Raw genomic sequence first — 22,007 nt, 5'->3', positions numbered from 1 at the left:
TTCATCATGAGACACGATAAATTAGTCCCCGGTACCATACTGATCTGCCTGGGCGTCATATTTTTACTAAGTAGTTTTGGTGTTATCCACCTGCATTTTTGGAGCATTTTGAGGTTATGGCCGGTGTTTGTGGTCATTGCCGGTATCAACCTTATCTTCGCTAACAATCGCTCTGGTTGGGCGAGTGCCCTTAAGATCGGTGTGGTTGTGTTGGGCTTGTTCGTATTGGTATTTGGCCGTTTCGAGAACGACCGCCAGGGATGGCGCAACAACGTACCGCACTTTAATTTCAAAAGCGACGATAATGATAACGACGGTTTCGAATTTGATTTTGACGATAACGACAGCGACGGCAAAGCAGCCAAGCTGAACAGCTTTATAGAGCCGTTCCATGCTGATGCCAAGATAGTTAAGCTGAGCGTGAAAGGCGGCGCGGCCGGATATACCATTGCCGATAGCACGGCTCAATTGTTCCAGGCTGATACCAAAGAGTACACCGGTGGTTATTTCTTCACCTCTAACTCTCTGGATTCGGTTTATAACCTCAAATTCAGCACCAATAAAAACACCAAATTCAATTTTGGTAAAAACAAGGCTAACTCGGTAGACATCAAACTGAACACTACACCGATCTGGGACGTGGACGTACAAGCCGGTGCAGCCGAAATGAACTTTGACCTGACCAAATTTAAAGTGCGCAACCTTGACCTTAACGGTGGTGCAGCATCTTTCAAACTGAAATTAGGCCAGCCTTTGGATACTACCCGTATTGATGTGAACACCGGCGCAGCCAGCGTACGTATCAGCGTGCCAATGGATGCGGCTTGCAAGATCACCACTAATACAGGTCTGTCATCAAAAGACTTTAAAGGCTTCCATAAAATAGACGATAACCACTACGAGAGTGAAGGTTATGCCGCCGCTAAAAAGAAGATCATCATTAGTTTTGATGGCGGGGTGTCGGAATTTAAAGTGACCAGGTATTAAGTCGGGAGTCTTAAGTCAGAAGTTAAAAGTAAAAAGTAAAAAAATAGTGAGGTCTGCAGACTTAGGTCTTGCAGGCCTTTTTTGTAATTTAGCGGTGCGATGGATAACAAATACCTGCTGGTAATTAATGGTAAACCCGAAGGCCCGTTCGATATGGACGAGCTTAAACAGCGTGGTATCAGGCCAACTGATTTTGTACGTACCGACGGCATGTCCGATTACAAAGAAGCGCACGAAGTGGCCGAATTGCGCCAACTGTTCGGTTTCCGTAAGCAGATCGTTTTGCCGCAGTACTTTGGTGGCTTTGATCAGCGGATGCTGGCCAGCGTGATAGATTGGCTCATCGTGATGGCCTGGTTCGTGGTGCCGGCTTTTGTGGCAATACTTTTTATCGAGAATAAGATGGTCAGGCTCATCCTGCCGGTTAGTTTATTGGTATTTATCCCGTTGGCCTACTTTATTTACCATGTGGTGATGGAAGGCTCGGCAAAGCAGGGGACTTATGGTAAGCAGATCCTCAAAATAAGGGTTAGCGATACCAACGGCGAACCTATCGATAAAGCAAAAGCCTTTGCCCGTAACCTGGCAAAGCTGTTGTCGGTGTTAACATTTCCCATCGGCTATATCTTACTTTTTTTGAATAAGAAACGCCAATGCCTGCACGATATGGTCGCCGAAACCTTGGTGATCAAAGACAGGCTGGATTAGTACCTTGACGCTATCCAATGCTCACCGTTTCAGTAAGTTGACCATCCAATAATTCAACAATAGACAAATCCTCCAATTGTTAAAAGATGTTAAAATGTCTACGACTAATTCGTAGACTTACGAACCGTTCGTATATTTGAATTATAATTTAAACGGTTAACCAAATACCCAACACAAACTAAAATATTCATGAAAAATACTTTACTCACTTTAGCATTCGCGTCGCTGGCTGCACTGTCGGCAAAGGCGCAAGACGCAGAGATGGCGCAAGCCGTAGTGAACTACAAATTCACCCACCTGCGCGATACAACTCAAAAAGATAAGCCTTATACCGAGGCGATGGTGCTGTTCTTAGGCCAAACATCAAGCGTGTACCGCAGCTACGATAAGAAGTTGCAGGATGCGTTGATGCGTAAACAGATGGAGCAGCAATTGGCCGAGCAACGTGGCAATAGCCAGATCAACATTAAAGGCAGCAGCACCCGCCCGCTTACCCGGTCAGAGATATTCCAGTTCGCCGCTAAAAACAAGATGGTGCGTAAAGAGCCGGTGATCATGACGACCTATCTGATCGAAGAAGATATGCCGAAGATCAATTGGAAGATCACTGCGGATACCGCCAGCTTTGGATCGTTACATTGCCAAAAAGCCACCGGTCGTTTTAAAGGCCGAGACTATACGGCATGGTTCTGCCCGGATGTACCTTTCCACGCAGGTCCGTGGAAACTGAACGGTTTGCCGGGATTGATCGTGGAGGCTTACGACAGCAAAAAAGAAGTAGAATTTAAGTTTGAAAGTTTAGAAGAAGTTAAGCCAAGTGAGAAACCGGCAACCACCGAGGCAGCCGCTCCGGCCCCGGGCATGGGACAGGGAGGAGTGAGGATGTTCACTATTGGTGGCGACGACCCTAATGCGGATCCAAACTTGATCGCTTTGCCCAAAGAGGGCGTGCGTGCCAGCCCTAAAGAGTTTGCCAACCTGGAAGAGGCCCGTAAAAAAGACCCGCAGGGTTTTGCCAAGTCGCAAATGGCGGCGGCAGGTATGCAGGTAGCGCCATCGGGCGGCGGCGGTACCACCAACTTTGTTTCGGGCAGCTCGGCAGGCGGCGGTGGCGGCTCGGTACGTAGCGTGAGCTTTAGTGCAGGCCCGGGTGCGGGCGGCGCTTCCGAGATCAACAATCCGTTAGAACTGCCCGAGAAAAAATGAGGCACCTTTTAAGATCGGCCATAGCATCTATTGTATGGGTGCTAATGGCTGGGTTTTGCCATGCGCAAAGCATCAAAGGCAATATTTTGGATAGCCTGGGTAAGCCAGTCACCTTTGCCAGCGTAAACCTGAAAAGCGGCAACCTGATCATAGCCTATACCACAAGCGGCGATAAGGGCGCTTTCACGCTTGCAGTCCCGGCTGACGCGGATCAGAGCAAGTTGCAGTTAGAAGTGAGCAGCATCGGCTTTAAAAAAGAGGTACGTGCCGTCACCAGTCTTACTACGCCGTATATTTTTAAACTGGGCAGCGCATCAAACCAATTAAAAACGGTCACCATTAAAGATAAGAACCCGCGTTTGCGTGTAAGCGGCGATACCATTAGTTACAAGGTATCCGAGTTCAGCAGTCCGCAGGATAGGGTGATCGGCGATGTGATCAAGAAACTGCCGGGTATCGATGTAGATAAGAACGGCAAGATCAGCTACAACGGTAAGTCGATATCAAACCTATACATCGGCGGCGATAACCTGCTGGATGACAAGTATAACATCGCGACCAGTAGTATCCCCAATGGCGTGGTAGATCAGGTGCAGGTGATGGAAAATCATCAGCCCATCAAAATGCTGAAGGATAAGGTGGTAAGTGAGGACGTCGCCATTAACCTGACCATGAAAAAGGATGCCAAAGTGCAACTGATAGGGCAGGAGACCGTCGGCGCTGGTTTGCCCGGCAACTACTACGGCGAACTAAATGCCATGGCATTTAAAGATAAATACAAGGCCATCAATTACCTTAAAGGTAATAACGTAGGTAATGACATTAGCAGCGACCTGATATCGCACAACTTCTCGGCCGGTGCCGATGCGCCGAGCACGCTTTTATCTTTAGGTACGGCCGGCGACCCTGATCTGCCGCGTAACCGTTACCTGTTCAATAAGTCGGGTTTGGCCAATCTGAATAACCTGTTCAACCTTAAAAAGGACGTGCAGTTGCGGGCCAACATATCCTACCTGCGAGATGATCAGCGCCAGGATTACAGTAAAGAGAATCAGACCATAGACAGGGATAGCATCATCAATTTCTCTGAGACGCAGCGTAACAACCGTCGCCTGGATGCCCTGCGCAGCCAGTTTTTGATCAACGTGAACAGCGCCAAATATTATCTGAACAATAGTTTCAGCGCCGACTATATCCGTAATTCGGCACTCTCTGGATTGGTAGCGAACAACCGACCGGTGAATCAAAATTTTACCGATAACCAGTTGAACCTGACCAACACGTTCAATATGATGAACACCTTGAAAAATGGTAGCATTTGGGAATTGTACAGCACGCTCAATCACTCTAACGAACCTGAGCGTTTGCTGATAGACCCTAACCATAACCCTGGGGTATTTAATGATAGCTTGCCTTACCGCTCGCTTGCGCAAAGGTTGAACATCCCCAACTGGTCTACCAATAATTATGTGTCTTACCGCATTCCTAACAATGGCGGCATCACACAAAGTTACCGTGCAGGCTTTGGCGCGATCAAGCAGAACCTGACATCGGATCTGACCGTTACGCAATTGGACGGCAGCGCCAACCCGTTCTCTATGTCGTCTGTTAATAATGTTGATTGGCGCCGTGACAGGGTTTACACCTCGGCTAACTTTGATTACCCGGGCCAAAAGTGGAAAGTGAACGTATCCTTACCGTTGACGCTGATGGAGACCCGGTATAGCGATCTGCAATATCAATTGAAGAAGGAACTGACGCGCTTGTATTTTGATCCGCAGGCATACGTTAAATTCCAAAGCGGTATCGAAAATTACATTACCGCCAGCTATAATTTCCGTAACTCGATAGGCGGCATGCAGGATATTTACCGTGGTACTATCTTAAGCAACTACCGTAATTTAAGCGCCAACAACGCCGACCTGACCGAACGCCAAAGCCAGACAGCTGCTTTATCTTTCAATTATCGCAAAGCTATCACGCTGTTCTTTTTCGGGCTGACGGCATCGTATAACCATCAGTATGCTAATACGATAAGCTCTACTGTTTTAAGCAATGATATATCGCAACGTGTGGTACTGCCTTTCGACAATAAAATGGATGCCTGGAATTTTGGTGGTAACATCAGCAAGTATTCTTTTGGGCTGCGTACCACTTTCAGCGCCAGTTTAGGCTACACTACCAGCAAGCTTAACCAGTTACAAAATGGTGTGACATTGCCTTTCACCACCATATCACAAACGGCAGGCTTTGGTACCGATACCAAGATCGCTGACAGGGTGAACTTTGCTTATCGCGGCAGTTATACGCGTACCAACAGCAGATCATCGGCTATTGCCAATACCGCCAGTTTTGAGCGTTTGCAGCAATCGGCAACCATTAATTACAACCCGCTGGATAACTTTTTTACCAGTCTGTCGGGCGATCATTATTACACCCACCAGCCGGGCGCAAACGATCTGAACTATACCTTTGCCGATGCATCGTTAAGATACAAATTCAAGAAAGCCAAAATAGATCTGGAACTGACGGCGCAGAATTTGTTAGATACCAAAACCTACAGCGCGGTCTATCTATCGGCCAACGTTTACACGTCAAGCACCTACCGTATCCCGGGCAGGATCATTTTAGGTAAGGTGATGTTCACCTTATAAAACGAAGTCTTTATCACGCCTTAAAAGTTTCTCGCTTGCCTAAGCAGAAACTTTTGAGGCGCGATCTTTTTGTTGGAAGGGGAGGCTTTATTTATCGCCCTTAACAGCCTGCTTCACCAACACCCCCGACATGGCTGACATGCCGCCCACAATGCCGCCCATAATGGCGGTCACGATCAACAACATGGTCCAACCCGGTAGATGTAGCAAGACGGCTATGCGACTGGCTAAAACGTGATCGTTAGGAATGGTTTTTACCAAAATGAGCACTACCCAGGTAATCAGCACGGCAAAAAAGCCGGCCACAAATGATGTCCCCGGGCGGCGACCGGTAAAGTAGGCCGCCACAAAAGCAATGATAGCCGCCACCCACCACGGGGCAACAAAGCCAGCTATCAGGGTCAATATCAGTACAATAATAAATAACATATTACTTGCTGCTAAGGGTTAAAGTTGATACGATACGTTTAGACGATTCGGTAGCCGAATGCAGGAATACCAACGGCTGTAATTGCCCTGCTTGCCAGGTAGGCAGCATATCGTTAAAATAAACACTGCCGGGATTGCCCGATTGCCCGCCCGGTAAAATACCGTAGCCTTGCACCGTCGGCCCCATTTGCACCACCATGCGCCACGATGGGCCATGACCGTCTATCAGCGCGTTTACTGATGAGCCGTAGCCGCCTGCAATGAAGTTACCTAATCCCATGCCCGGCACGTTGCCCAGATGGTTGATATAGGTAGACTTTACGCGGCCCCATTCCCAGGCTTCGCCGGGTTTGCCGTGGTTTTTATAAAGTTGATCTACTGCGGCTTTGTAAGAGTTGACGATAAGCATCGGCAGGGTTTCCCTTTCAGGCGTTTTGATATTGTCGATCCATTTAGATGAATGTTCGCCTAAAAGCAATTTCACCGTCCTGTCGCGTGATGGCGGTACAAGTCCGTCGCCACCGAATTCGTCATCCCAAATCATGCCGTAAAATTTGTGCCACCAGGTATCAAAGATGCTTGCCCCTAACGAATTGGCATCGTAATACTTATTCCATTTTTTAAGATGGTTAAGCACGATCTGCTGATCTGCATTTAAATTAGTCTTGCCGAGAAGGTCCAGCATCATTGGTAAGGCGTCCTGCGCCATAATGCTGTAATTATCGTTTTGGATAGATCGCATGCTGTCTACCGTAGCATCGGTCATAACCCTAAGGCGTTCGTTAATGCGTTTGCCACGCTCGTAAGGAACAAAGCTCCAGTTGAGATAGTAAGGATATTTTGTATCGGTAGACGACTGATTAGCCGAACTCAGGAAACCACGCGCCGGGTTCTTAGCCGTCGGGTTTTGTTCAAAGGGTATCCAGCCGTGCCAGTCATCGTTAGGGTTGCTGCCGTCTAAAATAAATTTACCCTGATCTTTATACTTTAACGGGAATTTACCGTTGACCGTAATGGCGATATCTTTATCAGCCGAAGCGAAAATAAAGTTCTGCGCCGGGCCGGAGTATTGGCTTAAGGCCGTGCGGTAATCATCATAGTTTTGGGCGCGGTTAAGCAGATAAAAGGCCAGCAGGTCTTTAGACCGCTCATGCGCTATCCAACGTACGGCGCAAGCCACCGGCACGTTGTTTTTAAACTCCGGGCGTTGGGCAAGTGTCTCGTAAACCACCGGGCCGTGGTGGGTGTACACAACGGTATCGAACAAGGTCTCAGCGTTACGTACATCTATGCGTTCCACGCGTTTGGTGGTATTGTTCCATTTGTTTTTGTACCAATACTCGTTACGGCTGCTATCGCGGAATTTTATCTGATAGTAATCCAGCACATCGGCATCTACGTTGGTGACACCCCAGCTAACTTTATCGTTATAACCAATGATAACACCCGGCGCGCCAGGGATGGATACGCCATTTACGTTAATGCCCGGCGCATGCAGTTGTACCTGGAACCATATCGACGGCAAGGTTAAATTCAAATGCGGATCATTAGCTAAAATAGGGTAGCCGCTTTTGGTCTTGCTGCCGGCAATGGCCCAGTTATTACTGCCCAGGCCTTCAACTTTGGGTTGAGGGTCGATGGGCGATACCAAAGTGGTCAGCAGATCAGCAGATGCTTTGGGCAAGGGTAGGGCCTGAAAATCCCATTTGGTATCCTCAGGGATGATCGGGTCCTCGCGGAATGGGTAGTCGGGGAACAGGTCCTTGGTGGTGTCAGGGCCAAATTTCCTTAGCACGTTGGTCATCTCCGGCGACTGCGTCCCGCCGGCCAGGGTCTCGGTCATTTGTTTGAGCAGGAAGGCGCAATCTATCGGTTTCCACGCTTCGGGCTTGTAACCGAGTAGTTTAAATTCCAGCGGATAGTCGCGCGGCCAAAGGGAATGGATGTAGGCGTTGATACCATCGGTATATGCTTGGATCATCACCTCTAGCTTCGGATCCTTCATCATCTCATTGATCGACTTTTCGGCCCCGTAAACCATCCCCATCCGGCGGTGGTGACGGTCGATACCCAAAGCTTTCGGGCCAACAACTTCAGCTAAACGGCCTGATGCGCTGCGGGTTTGGATGTCCATCTGCCACAGGCGGTCGGTGGCGGTCACGTAGCCTTGGGCGTAATATAGGTCGTGATCGTTACCGGCAAAAATGTGGGGGATCATGTGCTCATCGTAACGGATGATCACTTTGCCCTGCAGCCCGTCCAGCTTCAGTTCGCGTTGTTTGATGATGTGTTTGCTGTCGCCATTTTGCCAAAAACCGTTGGCGGGATTTAGGAAAGGTGCAATGGCCGGTATGTCCGCGCTCCATTTTACCTCCAGCCCAACGATCAGCGCCGCGGTAGCCAATACGGATATTATAGCTTTGGTAGCCCTCATGTATCTTAAGCGTATGGTTGAAAGCAGCAAGTTAGTTATTGCAGGGCGGAATGTAAAATGTAACAGGTCGGGTGATCATTTATCGTACAATACCCCTTGTGTAAACGAGTGCAATTGCAGGGCCGCTGCCTTCCCCTAAATAGGGGAAAACCACAGACAGTGCTTTGGTAGCAACTTTGATAAGGGGTAGATCGGTGTGGTTAACATGTTGGCCCACTAACGCATTCCTCGCATAATTTCCTAATTTTGGCTCCCAACCTCAACAACTATTTATTTACCACATGAATAATCCTTTGAAAGTATTGGGCAAAAGCGCGGGCATCATTATGCTTGTTAGCTTACTGGCCGCGCCGCAAACACCAGCGCTGGCGCAGACCAAGCCAAATTACAATGCCGAACTAAGCCGTCTAAAAAAAGAAGCCTTGGATAAACTCGGTGCCAATGTCGACGAGTTCAATACCTACAAGAACCGCCCTGCATCCGACGGGCCTTACAATGCTACCAACAATAAACAGTTTTTGTTGCAGAATGCGCCGCTATTTATCAGCTCTGACGATACCATTAGCAAGGTTTACAACTACCGCTGGTGGATGATGAGTAAGCACCTGAAAGAATATAAAGACCCCTACGATAATAAGAACTACTGGGTGGTGACCGAGTTCTTCGGGGTGAAGCCCTGGGCAACCCTGAGCGGCGCGATCACTTGCCCGGCCGGCCAACAGTTTTATGATGTGCGTTGGCTGCGCGATGATAAGTACCTGAAGTCGTATGCCGAATATATGATGCGCGGATCCGCAGGCAAACTTAACCAACGCGAGAACGCTAATTTCCTAACCTACCTTAGCCGTCCCGAAAGCGTGCATTTTACCAGTTGGATGATAGACGGCACCAAGGCGTTTTACAAGATACACCCCGATAAGGCGTGGTTGCATGGCATGCTTCCCGCTATGGAAAAACATCAGCAGATCTGGGATAGCTTGTTCGCCATTAAAACGCCGAACAGCAAAACGCAGGGCATGTACAGGGTACTGGATCTGTACGATGGCATGGAGTTCAGCCTATCAGCAGTTCTGGGGCTGATCAAAAGCGAAGGCGCTTATTCACTCTATACGGCCGATAACTGGCGCCAATATTATTTGGGCTGGAATACTACCGGCGTTGCCGCTAATTCGGCACAGGCTAAGGAGTATCCTAAGGCTTTCCGTGGTGGGTACCCTGATCTTTACCTGGCCCGGCCGTCTTTAAATAGTTATATGTACGGCAATTTAAGGGCCCTGTCCGATCTGTTAAGGATCGATGAGGCAGGGAAGAAGGCCATTTACAAATACAGCCGCTCTGCCCAATACGGTAGGAGGGCAGCTGTCCTGCAAGAAAAAATGCTGAACGTACTATGGAATAAAGAAGACCAATTCTTTAACTCGTACACCGCAGGTGATAACGAATTTGGCGTTCGCGACTATGAAGCCCGCGTGCGTGAATCCGTTGGTTACACACCCTGGTATTTTAATGCCATACCTGCCGATAAATACGCCGAATACGGCAAGGCCTGGGATATGTTCAAATCACGCAAGGGTTTCTATAATATATCGGGCATGACCACCGCCGAGCAACAACATCCATACTACAACGAACGCGCTTATGCCTGGAATGGTCGCGGTTGGCCTTTCGAGAATTCGGTGGTGTTTAAGGGTTACGCCAATTACCTGCGTAATTATAAAAAGACCAGCACCCTTGCCGAAAAGCAATTGCTGTATGATTATATCCAAAAACTGGCTAACCTGCACGGCCAAAAAGAACTGAACATTGGCGAATGGTATATCCCAAGCGATGGCAAAACCTTTGGCGGCGAGCAGGACTATTTCCACTCTACCTTCCCGGATATCATCATCGAGGACCTTTTAGGTTTTAAGTCATCGCTTGATGATGAATTCACCATCAACCCGCTGCTACCCGAAAACACTTGGGACCATTTTTACCTGGGCAACCTGCGCTACCACGGCCACGATGTTGACATCGTTTACAAAGCCGACTGGCAACCCAATGTAGCTGGTAAACAAAGCAGGCTATGTGTTTGGGTAGATGGCAAACTGGTAGCCCAACAAGCCGAGTTGAATAAGGCGTTGCGAGTGTTGTTGAAGAAGTAGAGTGAAGGAAATCAAAACCCATGTTATCCTATGTTTGTAATAGGATAACATGGGTTTTTAATTTTTACTTCCTTCTCCTCCCAACTACTTCCTCGGCCCAAAGCCTCTTGGGTAATAGGCAAAGGTCAGCATAAAGTACTGGGTCAAAACGTTGCTGGTGCGTTGGGTGATAGTGTTATTGCTTACGTAGTTTTGCAGGCCACGATTTTGGTGCAGGATATCGAGGGCAGATAGTTTGATCTCGCCGCTGGCATTTTTAAAAAAGCGGTAACCAAAGTCGGCGTTCCAAATGGTGTAGTAAATATTATCTGCCTGTGCCGATGATTTGGTGTTATTAAAGTTGACCTTGGTATTGCAAAAAAAACTACCCGGGAACGCGAAGGCGAAACCGAAATTGGTTGTCCATGTGTAAGAGGTCAATTGGCTCAGATCGCCCTGGAAGGTTTTGTTGCCCGAGTAATATTCACCCACACCGCCCGACCACGTAGAGCTGAGATAATAGATCACCCGGGCGGCCGTATTCCATGATGCCTGCCGGGTATCATAGTCCTGCCCGTTCACAAAGCTGTTAAAAAGATCGTACCCGGCACCCGACTCGAACGAGCCCTCAAACTGGTGGTTCTTTATTTTGATGGTCCTGTTCAGGTTGCCCTCATACCTGAAGTTGCGGTTGGTCTTTCCGTTCACATATTTGCGTACGGTACGGTTAAGCGCATCGTAAAAAACGCTGTCGGTTATATTACGTTCGATCTGCGCTGCCGATAATCTTAATTCGGCGTTAAAGTCGTTTTTGGGTACCTGGCTGTTGTAGTCGTAACTAAAATTTAAACCGTGCCTGTAAGTTGGCTTAAGTTTTAAGTTGACCAGCGGGATCGAATTCAGATCAGAGTTATCTGCCAGCGGCGCTATTTGAAAGATGCTTGGATAATTTACCGAGGTACTGTAGTTAAGGCTGTATTCGGCCCGGTAATTACCATACTGATCATTGCTGTGCCTAACCGTTGCCGAAGGGACAAAATTAAAATACGAGCGTTGGATGTTTTGTACGGACTGCAACGCGGTATTGCGCTGACTAAAGGCTTCGGCCTGCGCATTGATGTAAAAACTTAACGACTTATAGAACCTATTCTCGAACGACTTACTGAACGAACGGCTAAATGTGATGCTTGGGCGCTCGTTCACCGTGGTCAATGTGCTGTTATTGGTCAAGCCCGTGTTAGGCTGATATTGGCCCACAGTGCCGGTGATCAGATCGTTAACATCGTTGCGCTCGGCACGGTTACTCACATTAAGGGTGTTGCCAACGCTGATATCCCACCTAATGCGGTTGCGGTGTATCAGCAGATCCAGCAGTTGGCCTAAATTGGTATTTAAAGTGTGTTGGGTGCTGTTAGATCGATTTGCATAGGTACGATCAAAGTTGCGGTTCTCGGATGCTACGTTAGATGTAAAGCTGGTAAGCCTGCGGGTATCGCTGTTGCTATCGTCGGCCCCGAAGGTGTAGGCAAAACTAAGGTTGGCCGACTTATAACGATTGGTCTTTGGTTCAAAGTAGCGATTGGTATTGCCCCTTAAACTAAGCGAAAAGTTGCGCCCATCGTTGCTATTGTTATTGGTGGACCGGTTCTCGGTCTGCCGTTGCGTATCATCATTAAAAGAGTTACTCATCTGCTCGCCTTTTGAATTTGCACCTCTGCTGCTAAAATTGTAACTGGCATAAAGTGACCCGTGCAGATAGCTTTTGCTGTATGATCCATTGCTGCGTAAGCCCCAATTGGTATTATCGCTGGTGTTGCTGCTGGTCTGGTTCAAATTGCCGGCCGTGCCTAAAGATGTAAGCGTATTACTGTTGCTGATGATGGTATTGCTGCTGTTGTTATAAAATAACTCGCCCCGTAACATATTTTGCCGGTTGGAACGCTTGCGGGTATCGGTCTCCTGGTTAAGATCGTGCGACATGGTGAAGCCACCGCCGCGGAAGATATTCCGGCCATCGCGCCTAAAATCGCTATGGTTATCATCGTTTATATTACTACCGCCTTTAAACGAGTTAAACTCCATCATACTGGAGACGGACGAAGCCGTTTTATTGATATCGTTGAACGCGCCTACCACACTGGCCTGCGTTTGGGGCGAAAAATAGGCCATCATACCATCAGCCTGATAATGCCTGCTTGTGCCGCCGCCTACGCCTATTTTTCCAAATGTACCTTTCTTTTTATCCTTTTTAAGTACTACGTTCACCTCAGACTGGGCGTAGGCCGGGTCTTTCTCTTTATCAACCTGATAAACTTGTATCTTCTGAACAGAATTTTTGGGGATGTTTTGTAAAGCGATCTTAGCCCCGCCAAAAAACTCTTTACCATCTACCAACAAGCGGCTTATGGGGCGGCCGTTCACGGTGATCTTGCCATCGGCCCAAATGGTCACACCTGTTAGTTTGCGCAACAGGTCGTCTATTACGGCATTGGTATCCAACTTAAAGGCAGCCGCGTTAAACTCCAGTGTATCGCCACGCATTTGCATCGGCGGAACTGAAGCTTTAATGGCCACCTCTTTCAGCACACGGTCGGTACGATCAATGGTGACCGTGCCCAGTTCGATAGTTTTGGTATTTTTAGGTATCAAGAATTTCTTTTCAGAATCTTTATATGAAACGTGCGACCCGATGATCTTTAACGGGATACCCACCGGTACTTGTTTAAAAGTGAATTTGCCGTAATTATTGGTGAGTTGAAAACCTACCAACTCGTTATCGGCCGCCCGGTAAATAGTTACCGTGGCCGAGCGCAGAACATAGTTGTGCAGGCTGTCTTTCAATGTGCCCGTTACGGTACCAACTAAAATACTGTCGGACAGTTTTTTAGGTAGCGGTGCTGTGGCGCCCTTAACATCTACTTGCTTAAGGGCGGTAGTATCTTTTTTTTGTGCCGAAGCTATAAGCGAGCAGCCCGTTAACAGGCCGATCAGCAGAACAATGGGTTTAATATTCACAATTGTGCAGGTAGGGTAGGTATTATGGTTAAAGATCGGTAGGTTGTTATATATTCTCTTTAAGTTTCAACCTCAAGATCACCGGGTTATCTTTCCGGTCGCGGTTCTTAAAGTAATCGGCCAAATGCGGCGGATAAGTGATCTTACGGTCCTTATGTTCCTCGAAGGCGTTGAACATATCTAATGAGGATATGCTGCCGTAAAGGCTGCCCCGATAACAATTTGAGATAGTGGTGTTGCTATAGTTGTAACGTGAGTAATAGATGGGCAAAAAGCTGTTGCTCTCGTCGCGGCCGATGTGTTTAAAGGCTACCAGGCTGCCGCTTTTAAGGTTGTAAAATAATACGTCCTCATCAGTACGGCTAAAGGCCGCCGCCGTAAACATTAAATTATTCCCGATACGGTAAAAATCGGTCACGTTGGTGATCACCTCTCGGTTTTTATCAAACCACTCCCAACGTTTATTTCTTAACGTGGTGTCGCTGGTGAAGCCCTGAGGTAGCGAGTTCACCAGTGGGAACATCATTTGGTAACTTTGTTTTACCCTATCCGGGCTGATGCTATAGATCGAATATTCAAAAGCCTTAGAATAATAATATACCGAATCGGCATCGCCCCGGGTGATGTTTTGAAAATTGCCAAAGTAGATGGTCTCTAAACCGGTCTGGTTCTTAGGGAATTGCAGGCTTTTACTGTAAACCTTGTGGTCCTCGCCCATAAAGGTGATCAGCGATCCATTAAAGGTTTTATAGTATTTATCTGTGGTATCCGAGGCCTGATAGTAATTGTCAGCAAAGCCCTTGTCGGCGCTTAAAAAATGCATCTGCATAAAAGATGTGTTCTTGTCTTTTTCAGCAGTAGCGGGTACGGTTTTTAATAAGTTTCCATCAAGATCATAGTATTTATAGCGGGCATACTGCTCGTTCACAATAAATTGCTTGGTCCACCGGTTCAACGAAAAATGCACGATACCGACACCTGCCGACCCGATCTTTTTCAGGAATTTACCCTTTTTGTCGAATATCAGGATATAACGGCGCGAGCTTTCCCATACCAGGTAACGGTCGTCGGTAATTTCTAATTTAGAGATGCTGCCGAATAGACTTTCTTTAGTGGTTTCGAGCGGGATATATTCAACCTCGGTAAAAAAGTCGGATACGGTGCCACCCATAGAATTTGACGGGTCGATGCGTAATGTATCCACGCGCGAAACATCCACGGGGACTATCTTTTGGCCATTGGCCGAAACACAAAAAAAGCTAACTAAACAGGTCGCAAAGACGGTTTGTAGGAATAGTTTTAGGTTCACAATAAGGTATCGCTGGTTTGACGTAAATATAACGAAACTATTTCAAAATACCAAACCAAAACTAAATTATCAGGCGTTTTTTATTGGGCCGTTAAAATATCATCGGACATTGGATCCCAGCGTGATCACGTGTTAATAGCCTGGGACCCGAAAGCATAGAGATGGCTCCATCGGAGCCACGCGTGATTATCTTCGAGGCCTTATGATCTGAACGCCAACGGCGTCAATTCCGTCTGCTTGCGGAAGAAATTAGAGAAATGGGCCACCTCCTCAAAACCCAGGCAATAAGCTATCTCGGAGACATTCCAGTTGGTCTGTTTTAGCAGGATCTTAGCCTCTTGCAATATCCGGCTTGTGATAATGTCTGTAGTAGTGCGGCCGGTATTCTCCTTCAAAACTTTATTGAGGTGGTTAACGTGGACGGACAGGCGGTCGGCGTAATCTTTGGCCGTACGCAAGCTCACCTTTTGGTTAGGCGACTCGATAGGGAACTGACGCTCCAATAACTCGATGAACAATGACGAAACCCTTGCCGATGCCGTGTGCGATGGGTACAGGGCGGTGGCGGGCTGCAATTTTTGCCCGTAGTGGATCAGTTCCAGGATGTAATTGCGGATCAGGTCGTATTTGAAAGCGTAGTCGGACGATATCTCTTTGAACATCTTTGCAAAAATGCGGTCCAGCTCTATTAAGTCCTCGTCGCCAAGCTGAAAGATAGGGTAGCCACCCGGCTGAAAAATAGGCAGGTCATCCAGTACCACACCGCTTTTGCTTTGGATCAGGAACTCATCAGTGAAGATGCAAAAGAAGCCTTCCTGCTCACCATCTTGTGGCACGTAGTTATAAGGGATCTTAGGCGTAGCGAACAGGAGGGCCTGCTTATCAATGTCGATCACCTTGTCAGCATACTCGGCTTTGTTGTGGCCGCGGATCAAACTGATCTTGTAGTACGACCGGCGGTTGTACGGCATCGGTGCATTTGGTCGTTTGCGTTGGATTGCGTTAATGTCAGCTATCTTAAAAACGTTAAAATGACCTATCTCTTTGTTGATGCCTTCGGGCAGCAGGGCGGCAGTGTCTTTATAAAAATCGGCGATGGTGATAGCAGCCATGATCGGATATTGATTTGCAAAATTCAAATATACAACATCGTGTATTGGAATTTGGTGATCCCGATGTCAGGAAATTTTGCCGGGCGATGGCGGTCAATAAAACATTCCCGCAACCTATTGGTTGCTCTTTTTGCGGAAAATTTACAAAACCGAAAATATCACTACAAAATGCATCTTTTTTGGCAAAAAACGACGTGAAAACCGCATGCAATTTTTGACGAAAATAATTTATGTGCACATACCTATCCGTCCTTGTTTTGATCATAACTACTGTCTAACTTCATCCCAAACTACTACCAAATGAACAACCTTTTCCGCGATAAAAAGTGGGTGATCACCGCCGGGGCAGTCTTGATCTTAGGCTGCATAGCTTTAGGTATTTACCTAAAAAAAAGCTCCAAAAAGAAGGTTTACGACCCCGCTTACAGTGCCTATATCGAGTCGTACACCTCCGGCGTGATATCCAAAGTAAGCGCCATTCGCATCAAGTTGGCCAGCCAGGTGCAGACCGGTCACGCCAAGAACGAGATGATAGATGCTTCGGTGTTTGACTTCTCGCCATCAGTAAAAGGGACGGCCTATTGGGTCGATGCGCAAACCATTGAATTTAAGCCATCTGAGAAGCTATTGCCCAACAAAAAATACGAGGTTGAATTTAACCTGGGCAAAGTGGTAAAGGTGCCGGAGAAGTTCGCCAAGTTCGATTTCGACTTCGAGACCATCAAGCCCGACTATACCATCGACTTTGAGGCCCTGCGCTCCGCCACCAAAACATCTACCGATAAAATGAAGCTGAACGGCACGGTACTCACCGCTGATGCCGAGGATAATGCCTTGGTAGAGAATATCGTAAGCGCGCAATATCCCGGCAAGGTCACCTTTAACTGGGCACATGATGTTACGGGAAAGGTGCATAAGTTCACCATCACCGATATCCGGCGCACGAAGGAGGAAAATAAGCTGACCTTAAGCTGGAATGGTACACCTTTAGATATTAAGGGCGGCGACACCCAAACCTTTGATGTGCCCAAACAAGGCGTATTTAAAGTACTGGATATGAAGGTGGTTAACGAGGGTGAGCAGTATGTGTTGGTCTACTTCTCTAACCCTATAATGGTAGGTCAAGAGTTAGCCGGCTTGACCGGGATCAACAACATGGCCGATGTGGCTTACACCATAGACGGCAGCACCGTAAAGCTGTATGCAAATGCTTTATTAGAAGGCAATTACATGGCTTTTGTTAATGATGGGGTAGAGGACATTAACGCGGTAAAAGTGTTAAGGCCATACACCGCCAACCTGTATTTTGAGAACCGCATGCCATCGGTAACCATCCCCGGCAAGGGCGTGATCATGCCTAATTCGGGCAAGCTAAAGATGCCTTTCGAAGCTGTGAACCTTAAAGCGGTGGATGTGAGCATTATCAAAGTTTACGAGAACAATGTTCCGCAGTATTTTCAGAATAACGGCTTTGATGGTGCCGAACAGCTTCGGCAGGTCGGTATCCCGGTGGTGCAGAAGACTATTCAGTTAGACGAGGATAAAAGCTTGGTACTGACCAAAAAGAACCGCTTTATGCTTGATATAGACCATCTGGTGCGTACCGAGCCGGGAGCGATCTATAGAGTAGTGATCGGCTTCCGTGCGGGGTACTCGCTTTTTAACTGTAACGCGCCGAATATTAAGAACGGTGTCGCGGCCGATGGCGCGGATGATGATGAAGACGAAGGATATGGCTATGATGAAGGCAGTTACGGCGGCGTAGGCGACGATGACGATGAATTTTGGTCGCGCTATGATAGTTATTATCCATCAGGCTACCGTTGGAAGGACAAGGATGATCCCTGCAAAGATTCGTACTACACCCGCGATAAATGGGCCATGCGCAACGTCATTGCGTCCAACATCGGTCTGATCGCTAAACGTGGCAATGATAACAGTATGACGGTGGCCGTTACCAATATTCTTGATGCTGCGCCGATGTCGGGTGTGGATATTGAATTGCTTGATTATCAAAAACAAGTGATCCTGAAAACGAAGTCAGATGGCGACGGGATGGCCAACTTTATCCTGAAACGCAGGCCATATTTGCTGGTCGCCAAGAACGGTAAAGAACGTGGCTATTTGAAACTGGATGACGGTAACTCTTTACCGCTGACCAAGTTTAACGTAGGCGGCGAGCAGGTGCAAAAAGGTTTAAAAGGCTTCATCTACGGCGAACGCGGCGTATGGCGCCCCGGCGATTCGGTTTTCCTAAGTTTTATGCTGGAGGATAAACAGAGAACCTTACCGCCGGACCATCCTGTAGAGTTCGAGTTCTATAACCCGCAAGGTCAATTGGCGAGTCGGATCACACGTAATAGTTCGGTTGACGGGATCTATAGTTTCCATACGGCCACCACCACCACATCGCCAACAGGTAACTGGCTGGCCAAGGTAAAAGTAGGAGGAGCTAAGTTTGAGAAAACCGTTAAGGTAGAGACCATTATGCCTAACCGCTTAAAGATAAACCTAAACTTTGGAGATAAGGACGAATTGACCAGGGGCAGCAGTACCGGCGGTACGCTAAGCGCCCAATGGTTATTCGGCGGCGTGGCGCAAAACCTTAAAGCTAAGGTAGATGCTTACTTTTCGCCGCAAACAACGTCGTTCAAAAACTTCCCCGACTATGTGTTCGATGACCCTACACGAGCCTTCAATACCCAAATGCAAACGGTTTTTGATGGTAAGCTGGATGCCGACGGCGTGACCCCTGTCGATGCCAATATCAACATCGATAACCAAGCCCCAGGGCAGCTGAAAGCCAACTTTTTAGTGAAAGTTTTTGAACCTGGCGGGGCGTTCAGTGTATACCAAAAAAGCATGCCCTATAACGTTTACCCGGGCTACGTTGGCATCAACGTGCCTAAAGGGAGCGCCCAAAGCGGCATGCTCACCACAGGTAGCAACCACAATATCGACATAGCCGCTGTAGATACCAAAGGTCAGTTGCAAGCAGGCGACCGCGATGTTGAAGTGGAACTATACAAAATACAATGGCGCTGGTGGTGGGACCGCACGGGTGATGAGCTGAGTAATTTTACCCAAGATCAGTACAATAAATTAGTACGTACGGAGACCGTTCGCTTAACTGAGGGCAAAGGTAAATGGGCTTTAAGCCTGACCAACGATGAGTGGGGCCGCTATCTCATCCGTGTGAAAGACCCAATGACCGGTCACAGTGCAGGCAAAGTGATCTACGCCGATTGGCCAAACTGGGCCGAGCGGATGCAACAAGGTAATTCTACCGAGGCTACCATGTTGTCTTTTACTTCCAACAAACCAAGTTATAAGGTAGGAGAGACCGGTACGCTCACCATCCCGACAGGTGCTGATGGCCGCGCGCTGATAAGTTACGAGAATGGCAGTAAGGTATTGAAGACCGAATGGATAGACACCCGCAAAGGCCAAACCCGCTACAATTTTAAGGTTGACCCAAGCATGGCACCTAACGTTTTCATGACGGTGACGTTGCTGCAACATCACGATCAAACTGTAAATGACCTGCCGATCAGAATGTACGGCGCGATACCTATCGAGGTAGAAGATCCTGAAACGATATTGAAACCGGTAATCAGCATGCCGGATAAGATCAAGCCCGAAACTACCGCGTCTATTACGGTATCAGAAGCATCAGGCAAAGCAATGGCTTACACCGTTGCCATTGTTGACGAAGGCCTGCTGGATCTGACCAACTTTAAAACCCCTGACCCACACCCCGCATTTTACGCTCGGGAGGCTTTAGGGGTAAAGACCTGGGATCTATACGACTATGTAATGGGTGCATTCGGCAACGGCTTAGAGCGCATCCTCAGCATCGGCGGTGATGGCACAGGGCTGAATAATAGAAATGCTACCGTGAACCGCTTTAAACCTGTAGTGAAGTTCCTTGGTCCTTTCCGCTTGGGAGCAGGTGAAAAGCAAACCAAGAGTTTTAAACTGCCGCAATACGTTGGCTCGGTGCGGGCTATGGTGGTAGCTGGTTACGATGGTAAGTACGGCTTTGCCGAGAAGCCTGTGGCCGTTAAAAAACCGTTGATGATTCTGGCGACGCTGCCGCGTGTACTTGGTCCGGCTGAGAAGGTGCAGCTGCCGGTTGATGTCTTCGCAATGGAAAGCAATATCAAGACTGTCGAACTGGAGATACGGTCGAATGCTTTCAGTAACCTCGTCGGTAATAACCGTAAAACGGTGACATTCAGCAAGCCCGGCGACCAGATCGTGTTCTTTGATCTGGATGTGAAGAATATGGTAGGCATCGGCGACGTGAAGATCATTGCCCGTGGTGGCGGCGAAACGGCAGAATACGACGTTAAACTAAATATCCGTAACCCCAACCCGCCGATCACCCGTGTAATAGAGAAGGAATTGCGCCCGGGCGAGAACTGGCAGACCGCCTATGTAGCGGTAGGTATGGCGGGTACCAACAGAACCTCTTTAGAAGTGTCAACCATCCCTGCATTGAACTTGGCAAAGCGTTTAGAATATCTGATCGGCTACCCTCATGGTTGTGTAGAGCAAACAACGTCGGCTGTATTCCCGCAATTATATTTGAGCGGATTAATGGATCTTGATGCCCGTAAAAAGGCTGAGATAGACCGAAATATCAAAGCCGGTATCAGCAGGCTGAATGGTTTTCGTGTGCCGGGGGGCGGCCTAAGCTACTGGCCGGGCGAAGGTGATGCCGACGAATGGGGCAGCAATTACGCCGGGCATTTCATTTTGGAAGCCCAGGCCAAAGGTTATAGCATACCCGCCGGATTCATCGATCAATGGAAGAAATTCCAAAAGCAAAAAGCCTTGACATGGGCACCTGACAGCCGCCGCTTTTATGGCGACGACCTGACGCAGGCATATCGCTTATATCTGTTAGCCTTGGCTAAAGCGCCGGAGTTGGGTGCGATGAATCGACTGAAAGAATTTAAATACATCAGCCCTGACGCTAAATGGCGATTGGCTGCGGCCTACAAATTGGCAGGACAAACAGAAGTAGCCCAAAAGATGATCTCCGGCTTGCCATATACCGTCAAGCCGTATAACCAAATGTATGGCACTTATGGCTCGGATGTACGTGACCAGGCCATGATCTTAGAGACGCTGACCTTATTAGGCGACCGTGGCAAAGCAATGGGCTTGTTAAGGGGTATCGCCCAAAAATTATCACGTGATGATTGGTATAGTACGCAAACCACTGCCTATTCGCTGATGGCGATAGCCAAGTATTGCGGCGAGGTAAAGTCGGGCAATAAAATGGCGTTCACTTACACGGCTGGTAAGCAGAATGGTAATATCAATTCCGCATCTTATGTATGGCAGAATGCATCGTTGGCGGATAATGGTTCGCTCAGTTTGAAAAATAACGGTGGGTCATATATGTTCGTCAGGCTCATCCAACGCGGGCAGCCGTCAGGTACGCAATTATTACCGACCAAGATAGACCCGGATGTGTTGCAAATGCGTGTTGGCTACTTCACCTTAGCGGGTAAGCCGCTGAACGTTGCCAGCATAAAACAAGGCACCGATTTTGTGGCACAGGTCAATATAAAAAATCCGGGCAAGCGTGGCAGATACGATAATTTGGCGCTGACGCAGATATTTCCATCGGGTTGGGAGATATTGAACACCCGCATGATGAATAACGAAGAGGCGTTCCGTTCATCAGCGTCCGACTATCGTGATATTAAAGACGATAGGGTGAGCACCTACTTCAGCCTGCCCGAAGGTAAAGAAGTGACCTACTTTGTGATGCTGAACGCGGCCTACACGGGTAAATACAACCTGCCGTCGACGTATTGCGAGGCGATGTACGATGCGTCTATTAACGCGTTTGTTAAAGGGGGTAAAGTTGAGGTGGTGAAATAAGAACCCAAACCCTTAGTCATAGCGAACTTGTTTCGGCACCCCATAAGGACGGTAAGTAATGCTGTTTACCTTGCAAGTGGGGTGCTGAAACAAATTCAGCATGACCTGGTCTGAACTATAAGTCATGAA

General features: G+C 47.9%; 11 protein-coding genes. 6 read left to right on the top strand and 5 right to left on the bottom strand.

Annotation, left to right across the window (positions count from 1 at the left end; all coding sequences use genetic code 11):
• Positions 1-6: 6 nt before the first annotated feature.
• The 4 genes from IRJ16_RS02290 (at position 7) to IRJ16_RS02275 (ending at position 5,555) form a co-directional block, all read left to right on the top strand.
• Positions 7-987: a LiaI-LiaF-like domain-containing protein gene (locus IRJ16_RS02290; RefSeq protein WP_194109894.1), complete on the top strand. Its 981-nt coding sequence runs from the start codon at positions 7-9 to the stop codon at positions 985-987.
• A 99-nt stretch (positions 988-1,086) separates the two neighbouring features.
• Positions 1,087-1,695 (top strand): RDD family protein, encoded by a 609-nt coding sequence (locus IRJ16_RS02285; RefSeq protein WP_194109893.1) that lies wholly within the window; start codon positions 1,087-1,089, stop codon positions 1,693-1,695.
• Between the two features lie 189 nt (positions 1,696-1,884).
• Positions 1,885-2,901 carry a GLPGLI family protein gene (locus tag IRJ16_RS02280; RefSeq protein WP_194109892.1) on the top strand — a complete coding sequence of 339 codons (1,017 nt, stop codon included), beginning with the start codon at positions 1,885-1,887 and terminating at the stop codon, positions 2,899-2,901.
• Positions 2,898-5,555, top strand: a complete 2,658-nt coding sequence (locus tag IRJ16_RS02275) for a TonB-dependent receptor (RefSeq protein ID WP_194109891.1) — start codon at positions 2,898-2,900, stop codon at positions 5,553-5,555. The genes IRJ16_RS02280 and IRJ16_RS02275 overlap by 4 nt, the downstream gene beginning before the upstream one ends.
• A gap of 87 nt (positions 5,556-5,642) precedes the next feature.
• Here the strand turns inward: IRJ16_RS02275 and IRJ16_RS02270 are convergent, their stop codons facing one another.
• Together IRJ16_RS02270 and IRJ16_RS02265 are read right to left on the bottom strand one after the other, a co-directional pair.
• The gene (locus IRJ16_RS02270) at positions 5,643-5,984 is read right to left on the bottom strand and encodes a hypothetical protein (protein ID WP_194109890.1); all 342 of its coding nucleotides are present in this window, start codon (positions 5,982-5,984) and stop codon (positions 5,643-5,645) included.
• Position 5,985: 1 nt separating this feature from the next.
• Positions 5,986-8,418, bottom strand: a complete 2,433-nt coding sequence (locus IRJ16_RS02265) for a penicillin acylase family protein (RefSeq protein WP_194109889.1) — start codon at positions 8,416-8,418, stop codon at positions 5,986-5,988.
• A gap of 281 nt (positions 8,419-8,699) precedes the next feature.
• Between IRJ16_RS02265 and IRJ16_RS02260 the strand changes: the two genes are divergently transcribed.
• Positions 8,700-10,562, top strand: coding sequence for an MGH1-like glycoside hydrolase domain-containing protein (locus IRJ16_RS02260; protein WP_194109888.1), 1,863 nt, complete (start codon positions 8,700-8,702; stop codon positions 10,560-10,562).
• Positions 10,563-10,646: 84 nt separating this feature from the next.
• Here IRJ16_RS02260 and IRJ16_RS23100 read toward each other — a convergent pair whose 3' ends face one another.
• The 3 genes from IRJ16_RS23100 to IRJ16_RS02245 all read right to left on the bottom strand — a co-directional run bounded on the left by IRJ16_RS23100 (position 10,647) and on the right by IRJ16_RS02245 (position 15,977).
• On the bottom strand, positions 10,647-13,556 hold the full coding sequence (locus tag IRJ16_RS23100; RefSeq protein WP_194109887.1) for an outer membrane beta-barrel protein: 2,910 nt from the start codon (positions 13,554-13,556) through the stop codon (positions 10,647-10,649).
• Between the two features lie 46 nt (positions 13,557-13,602).
• The gene (locus IRJ16_RS02250; RefSeq protein WP_194109886.1) at positions 13,603-14,760 is read right to left on the bottom strand and encodes a 6-bladed beta-propeller; all 1,158 of its coding nucleotides are present in this window, start codon (positions 14,758-14,760) and stop codon (positions 13,603-13,605) included.
• Positions 14,761-15,065: 305 nt separating this feature from the next.
• Complete coding sequence (locus IRJ16_RS02245; protein ID WP_194109885.1) at positions 15,066-15,977, bottom strand: helix-turn-helix domain-containing protein; 912 nt, start codon at positions 15,975-15,977, stop codon at positions 15,066-15,068.
• A gap of 300 nt (positions 15,978-16,277) precedes the next feature.
• Here IRJ16_RS02245 and IRJ16_RS02240 point away from each other — a divergent pair, with 300 nt between their 5' ends.
• Positions 16,278-21,878, top strand: a complete 5,601-nt coding sequence (locus IRJ16_RS02240) for an alpha-2-macroglobulin family protein (RefSeq protein ID WP_194109884.1) — start codon at positions 16,278-16,280, stop codon at positions 21,876-21,878.
• Positions 21,879-22,007: the final 129 nt, after the last annotated feature.

The sequence above is a fragment of the Mucilaginibacter myungsuensis genome, assembly GCF_015222005.1.
In the GTDB taxonomy this organism is placed as follows: domain Bacteria; phylum Bacteroidota; class Bacteroidia; order Sphingobacteriales; family Sphingobacteriaceae; genus Mucilaginibacter; species Mucilaginibacter myungsuensis.
The sequence above is the reverse complement of the archived record's forward strand: the minus strand, read 5'-3'. Positions and strand labels throughout refer to the sequence as shown.